The sequence below is a fragment of the Petrotoga miotherma DSM 10691 genome, from assembly GCF_002895605.1.
Lineage (GTDB): Bacteria > Thermotogota > Thermotogae > Petrotogales > Petrotogaceae > Petrotoga > Petrotoga miotherma.
In genome coordinates, this window is the sequence record NZ_AZRM01000032.1 from 1 (window position 1) to 7,080 (window position 7,080).

General features: G+C 34.1%; 8 protein-coding genes. 7 read left to right on the forward strand and 1 reads right to left on the reverse strand.

What is annotated here, in order from left to right; translation table 11 throughout:
- Positions 1–46 precede the first annotated feature (46 nt).
- The 6 genes from X928_RS06750 to X928_RS06770 all read left to right on the forward strand — a co-directional run bounded on the left by X928_RS06750 (position 47) and on the right by X928_RS06770 (position 6,282).
- Positions 47–1,297 carry an extracellular solute-binding protein gene (locus tag X928_RS06750; RefSeq protein WP_103079054.1) on the forward strand — a complete coding sequence of 417 codons (1,251 nt, stop codon included), beginning with the start codon at positions 47–49 and terminating at the stop codon, positions 1,295–1,297.
- 231 nt (positions 1,298–1,528) lie between these two features.
- On the forward strand, positions 1,529–2,278 hold the full coding sequence (locus X928_RS06755) for a carbohydrate ABC transporter permease (RefSeq protein WP_146026645.1): 750 nt from the start codon (positions 1,529–1,531) through the stop codon (positions 2,276–2,278).
- 17 nt (positions 2,279–2,295) lie between these two features.
- Positions 2,296–3,156, forward strand: a complete 861-nt coding sequence (locus X928_RS06760) for a carbohydrate ABC transporter permease (RefSeq protein WP_103079056.1) — start codon at positions 2,296–2,298, stop codon at positions 3,154–3,156.
- Between the two features lie 148 nt (positions 3,157–3,304).
- Positions 3,305–3,445, forward strand: a complete 141-nt coding sequence (locus X928_RS10435; RefSeq protein ID WP_146026647.1) for a type 1 periplasmic-binding domain-containing protein — start codon at positions 3,305–3,307, stop codon at positions 3,443–3,445.
- 32 nt (positions 3,446–3,477) lie between these two features.
- Positions 3,478–4,935 (forward strand): alpha-glucosidase AglA, encoded by a 1,458-nt coding sequence (gene aglA, locus X928_RS06765; RefSeq protein WP_103079057.1) that lies wholly within the window; start codon positions 3,478–3,480, stop codon positions 4,933–4,935.
- 369 nt (positions 4,936–5,304) lie between these two features.
- A complete protein-coding gene (locus tag X928_RS06770; protein ID WP_169926330.1) occupies positions 5,305–6,282 on the forward strand; it encodes a BadF/BadG/BcrA/BcrD ATPase family protein in 978 nt (325 codons plus the stop codon).
- On the opposite strand, the gene X928_RS06775 is transcribed toward X928_RS06770, so the two are convergent.
- Entirely contained in the window at positions 6,233–6,613 is a 381-nt protein-coding gene (locus tag X928_RS06775; protein WP_103079059.1) for a hypothetical protein, read from the reverse strand. The genes X928_RS06770 and X928_RS06775 overlap by 50 nt on opposite strands.
- A 309-nt stretch (positions 6,614–6,922) precedes the next feature.
- Between X928_RS06775 and X928_RS10345 the strand changes: the two genes are divergently transcribed.
- The coding region (locus tag X928_RS10345; protein ID WP_146026646.1) for an RnfABCDGE type electron transport complex subunit D at positions 6,923–7,080 on the forward strand (158 nt) is incomplete at its 3' end.

Genomic DNA, 7,080 nt, shown 5'->3' on the forward strand with positions numbered 1-7,080 from the left:
TTAGAGTTTCTAAAGACAGTATTAAATTACGTGAGGAGGTACAAATATGAAAAAGATGTTAGTATTGTTATTTGTAGTAATTGGAGTAGTTATTTCGTTTGCACAAGTTGAATTAAATATGATTTTAGGTCCGGAAAACTTAGATTATTTTATTAAACGTAATCAAGAATTTTACGAAGCTACAGGTGTTCGGGTTAATATAACGGTTGTTCCCTACGGTAGAGATGTTGTTCAAAAATTAATGGCATCATTCCTTGTGGGAGGGACCCAATACGATATTTTTACAATTGATTGTGTAGATGTTCCTATGTATGCAGAGAATGGATGGGTGATGCCTGTTGACAAGTGGATAACTGAGGAGATGAAAAATGATGCAATACCATTTGCTCTTGATGGAATGAGCTATAAAGGGCATTGGTATGGATTACCATGGGTTTCAGAGTGGAAGAGCTTTGTTTATAATCAAGCAATGATTGAAAAGGCTGGTTATAAGGAATTTCCAAAGACATGGGAAGAAGTCGTTAAATTGTCCCAATCATTACAAGAAAAAGGGATTGTAAAATATGCGACAGCAGGTAGTTGGGCCCAAAAGGAGAGTTTGGTATGCGATTTTGTTGCGATATTATCATCCTTTGGAGGGGGATTTTTTGATGAAAATATAGATCCTGTTTTCAATGGAGAAGAAGGAGTTCAAGCCCTTCAATTTATGGTTGACATGATATATAAATACAAAATAGTAAATCCCTCCTCTTTATCTTGGACCGAGCCAGAAGTATATCAAACCATGTTTAATGGAGATAGTGCATTTGCAATGATGTGGGGATTACCACTCGTTGATTTAGACAACCCGGAGCTTTCAAACGTAGTTGGAGAATGTGAAATTGGATTGATGCCATCTATTGACGGAGAACATCCACATACAGTTTCAGGACCTATGGGGTTAGCTATTTCATATGGAACAAAACATCCTCAAGAAAGTTGGGAATATATCAATTTTCTAGCAAACCCTAAAGGTTCATTGGATGCCTCTATTAACGCTGGATTAGTCCCCGGATGGGAATCTGTCTGGGAAAATCCTCTTTTCAAGGAAAAAGTAAGAGGAGCAGATAAAATGTTAGAACAGGCGAAATATGTAGTAAATAGACCCAGAGTACCCTGGTACTTAGAATTCTCTCCCATTTTGGCAGAAGAGCTTCATAAGGCCCTAACATTGCAAGAAGAACCACAAACTGCTCTCAATAATGCTGCTCAAAAAGCTGTAGAAATAAGAAATGAGTGGGAAAAAAATCATCAGTAATTACAATTAAGATCTTTTGGATCCACAGGAGGTAGATAAAACTCATCTACCTCCCCTTTTTGGCACTTCAGACAAAGAGAGGTGGAAAACTTGAAAAGTTTGGAAAAAAAGAAAAAACGCTTAGGATATATATTTATTACTCCGGCAGTTGTAATAATTCTTTGTGTGCTCCTCTTTCCATTATTATATGCTCTATATTTAAGTTTTTTTAATGTAACCTTAGGGAGAACAATGAACCTTAACTTTATTGGGTTAGCAAACTATTTTGAAGTTTTGAAGGATCCTGATTGGTGGAAGGCATTTGTACATACACTTTATTTTGTGGTAGCAGATGTAATGGTTGGAATTCCCCTCGGTTTTCTGTGTGCCTTAACTTTAAATAAAAAATATCCTTTAAAACCTTTAATAGTAGGAATAGTAATGTTTCCTTACATCTTACCACCTATTGTTAATGCTTTACTTTGGAAACTCATTTATAACCCAGATTATGGTTTTTTAAATTCAACTTTGATAAATTTAGGGCTTATTAAAGACCCGATTTATTGGCTTATAAGTCCTAATTTAGCGTTAATAGCTTTAATAATTGCCAATCTTTGGCAGGGTACAGCGTTTGCAACAATTATTTACCTTGGAGGATTACAATCTATACCGTTCGAACTCTATGAAGCAAGTAAAATAGATGGTGCCACAAAAAGAAAAACTTTAAGATATATAACAATTCCATTGATGAAACCTTATACGAGCTTACTTCTTGTTATGAAAACGATCCTAACATTTAAAATTTTTGAGATTGTCTACCTTTTAACCGGTGGTGGCCCTGGAGGGAGTACCACAGTTGTTTCATATCAAATATACCATGCAGCTTTTGAAGCCTTTAAATTTGGAAAAGCTAGTGCGATGTCTTATATACTTTTGTGTATTGTTGCTATTATTGTTTTTGTATATCAGAAAATTTTAGGTTCAGAATCGAGTATTCTTTAAAGGAGGAGAGATATTACATGGAAACTTCAAAAAAAAAGCTAAATAAGGTTTTGTCTTTTATTTTAATAATAGTTATTGCTTTTTTTTCCTTTGTCCCTATTTATTGGACGTTTGCCATAAGTATATCGTACACAGCTGATTTGCAAACTACAACCAACCGGTGGTTTCCACCTCGTATCAATTTTAATAATTATAAAGAGATTTTTTCTCCATCTCAAGGGGTTTATAGTGTAGCCTACGAATTTCAAAGAACTGCAATAAATAGCATTATTATTGCTACAATAACTACTCTTTTAGTTCTAATTATGGCTACTTTTGCGGCGTACTCTATAGAAAGGTTAAAAGTTCCTTTTCGAAAAATGATAAGTTATTTCGTAATACTTACTCAGATGCTTCCTCCTGTAGTCCTTGTTATACCTTTATATTTTCTTTTTAACAATTTTGGATTACTAGACAAGAAATTTTCCCTTATTCTTATAAATGCTGCTCTAAATTTACCTTTCGCGATATGGATTCTTAGTTCGTATTTTAGAACTCTTCCTGTATCTGTAGAGGATGCCGCCATTGTTGATGGTTGCGGATATTTTGAAATAATATGGAGGATAATATTACCGTTGTCAAAGCCAGCAATCTTTACCAGCGGTATTTTCGTATTTTTGGCAACGTGGAATGAATTTCAAATAGCTTTAGTTCTAACGAATTCTTTAAAAGCTAAAACTTTACCAGTAGCTATTTCTGAATTTATGGGGAGATTTTTAATTGATTATCCTTTAATGGCAACTAGCGGGATTCTTGCATTAATTCCCCCTGCTTTTTTTGTCGTAATTTTTCAGAAATACCTTATTGCAGGCTTGACCAGTGGAGCTGTGAAAGAATAAAGATGCTTTGATTCTCTGAGAAAATTGCAGTTATTTCTCTAAGATAAGGAAAGTTCAAAGAAGCTATAAAAACAGTAGTTTTTAATTATTTGGCAGTAATAATCAATGACAATTTATTATGATCTAACTTGCATCACCGTTAACCAGCATCGCGCAACCCACACGAGAAATCGGTAGAAAAAGCGTTGATATATTAATCAAAAAAATTGAAAAAACCAATTCATACACCGAGTATAATTTAGATCAAATTTTTCTACCACCTAGATTGGTGATAAGGAAATCCACATAATCAAAGAACTTACAGAGGAGGAAAGATAATAAATGACAGCTATCAAGTTAGGAATCATTGGAGCAGGAAGTGCAGCATTTTCTTTGAGATTGGTTAGCGATCTTTGTAAAACAAAGGGATTATCAGGAAGTTTAGTATCCTTAATGGATATAGACAAAGACAGATTAAACGCAGTACACATGCTTGCTAAGAAATTTGCAGAAGAGTTTGGAGCGGATTTGAGATTTGAAACTACAACAAATGTTGAAGATGCAATAAAAGACTCAAGTTTTGTTGTAAATACAGCCCTTGTTGGAGGTCACAGTTACTTTGAACAGGTAAGAAAAATTTCAGAAAAATACGGATATTACAGAGGAATAGACTCACAAGAATTCAACATGGTTTCAGATTATTACACAATAAGCAATTTCAACCAATTAAAGTTCATGCACGATGTAGCAAAAGCTATTGAAAGGATATCTCCTAAAGCATGGCTTTTGCAAGCGGCAAATCCTGTCTTTGAATTAACTAATTTAATAACAAGAACGGTCCCAATAAACATGGTCGGAATATGCCATGGACATCATGGAGTAGACCATATAATTGAAAAATTAGGATTAGATGCCGAAAAAGTCGAATGGCAAGTAGCAGGTGTAAACCATGGAATATGGTTAACAAAATTCATGTACGAAGGAAAAGATGCCTATCCACTCATTGATGAATTATTAGAAAAAGAGGTTAAAAACTTCAAACCCACCAATCCATTCGACGATCAACTCTCTCCCGTTGCAAAAGATATGTATGAATTCTATGGGAAAATGCCTATTGGAGACACAGTCAGGAACGGAAGTTGGAAATACCATTACAACCTTGAAACAAAGAAAAAGTGGTTTGGTGAGCCATGGGGAGGCGTTGATTCAGAGTTAGGATGGAAATGGTATCAAGACAGACAAGCAGAGATTGCAACTGCAATGCAAAAAGTTGCCAAATATTTCCAAGAGAATAAAAACGCCAAATTACTTTCAAAAGATTCACTCAATGAGATTATATCTCAAACCAAAAACGATGTAAAAGAAGAACTCACAAAAGAAATATACAACTTGTTAGATCCTCAAAAGAAAAGTGGTGAACAACATATATTGTTAGCAAATGCCTTATTAAACGATGAAAAAGTAGACCTTGTTCTCAATTTACCGAATAACGGTACTATACCTGGCATTCCAGACGATGTAGCCGTCGAGATACCTGTGTATGCAGACAAAAATGGAATCCATCGTTACAAAATAGATCCACCACTTCCAGAAAGAATTAAAAAGATGTACCTCTACCCAAGAATCATGAGAATGGAATGGGCATTAGAAGCATTCCTAACTGGAGATAAAAGAGTACTTGAAGAATTTTTGATCAGAGATCCACGTACAAAATCTTACGACCAGGTAGTAAAAGTTATCGATGAAATTCTTGCATTGCCAGGTAATGAAGAAATGAGGAAGCACTACAGCAAAAAATAGTTTATTTTAGGGGGCTAATGCCCCCCTTTATTTAAGTGGTGCGCCCAGCATGGGCAATAGCTAAGCGGTGAAAACCCAAAAATCCACACAGCAATGTATGTCTGAATCTTGAGATTTCAATTCTATCTATTATCTCAGGATAATATAAAGAAAAATAGTTTATTATAGATTTTATATCCACTTCTTCAGGAATAGCTAAAATGTACGTACTAAACGAAAAGTTAGTTAGCAATAGCATAAAAGTAAGAATATAAATGTAGATAGACCCAGGAACTTAGATAAAGTAGTAAAATTTTAAGCTTTTACATATACAGTAGAATCAAAATTTATTATATATGCGTATTAATTAATCCATTTTGGAGGTAAATGATGGAAAGTTTGTACTTAGGAGTTGATGGTGGAGGTACAAAAACATTAGCTGTTTTAGTAGATAATGAAGGAAAGCTAATAGATTTCAAAAAAATAGGTCCTACAAGTCTAATGGAGTATGAGGAAAAGGAATTCCTTAAAAATCTGAATGAAATCTCTATAATTTTAAAGAAAATAGATAAGAATCCTGTAAAATCATGTTTTGGGATGTCTGGTATTGGAGAATATAAAAGATTAGAGTATAAATTAAAAAAATTAATACAAAGCCAACTTGGGATAATTCCCAACTTATTAGTTAACGATGTGGTGATTGCTTGGGCCGGAGGTTCTTTAGGAAGAGATAGTGTTCATGCAGTTTGTGGAACGGGAAGTATTATATATGGAAAACACAAAGAAAAAGATGTAAGAGTAGGAGGTTGGGGGTCGTTAATCGGAGATGAAGGAAGTGGTTATTACATTGGTATAGAGACATTGAGAGAAGTGGCCAAGCAATTAGATGGGAGATCTCCCAAAACCCTTCTAACAGAACTGATATTTAAAGAAATGAAGTTTCAGAGTAAGTATGATCTCTTAGAATGGATAAAAAACTTAGGTAAAAATTTTAGGCATGAAATTGCCTCAATATCTTATTTAACTTCTAAAGCAAGTAGTTTAGGGAATAATTCTTCCAAGTTTATATTAGAAAAAGCAGCAAAAGAATTATCCTTATCCGTGTTATCTGCGTTAAGACTTTTAAAATTTGATTCTAACCCTGTTATTACGTACAGTGGAGGAGTAATAGAAAACATTCCAGTATTTTATGAATATTTTTTTAATTACATTCGGCAGGAAATTCCCACAGCGGATATAAGAGCAGCTAAATTTTGGCCAGTCTTTGGAGCATTAATTTTATTAAAAAAAGAAGTGGATGTTAAATTCCTTCAAAATCTTAAAAATTCAGAAGAAACAATAAAAAAAGAATTAAAAAAGGGAGAATGAAAATGCAGTTTTCTCCCAAAAAGTGGAGGTTGAAAAAATTAAACATGAATAAAGGATTAAATAATCTGGTATCGTGTAGAAGAACTGGGAGTGGAATAAAAGCAATTGAACCGGCTTTCAAATGGACGTAATCGTAAAGATCACTTGAATCATATGCGGCATCAGCTAAGAAGTTAAACCCACTAAGATCCAAGTACTTAACAACCTTTTCCAAAAGGACCAAAGCATAATTCTTGTCATGGGCACAAGCAGGGGAAACAACGGTGAATATAGGGACGTTGATTCCCTCTTTGATACCTTTAAGAACGGTAAAAGTGATAATCTTATCCAAATAAGAAGGGCCAAACTCCTTCTTAAAAGAAGAGAAAGTAGCTTTAGAAGTTACGTAAGAGGGGATAAGAAAATTCAGAATGTTCTTTCATATAATCAGAGTAGACGAAATCGAAGTACAGTTGAGAAGAGTTACCTATAATAACAATTGTATGACCTTCTTACGAGATAATAAAAATGTGGTATCAAATAAATTATACAGTGAGGAGGTAAAAGTATAATATTGAAGGTACTAAAAGTTAGTTACAATGCATGTTTTAGAGTTTCTAAAGGCAGTATATAAAAGCCATTCAAAGAAGGAGGGGTTGAGTTGAAACTTAGCACTGAAGCAGCACCCCATTTTCGAACTACCAATACCACCCGAAAAATTATGATCGATGTTTTGATATCATTGATACCTGCTGTTATTGTTTCAACATGGATCTTTGGTTTTCGAGCCCTTTTCATTATGTTATTTTCTATGGTTTT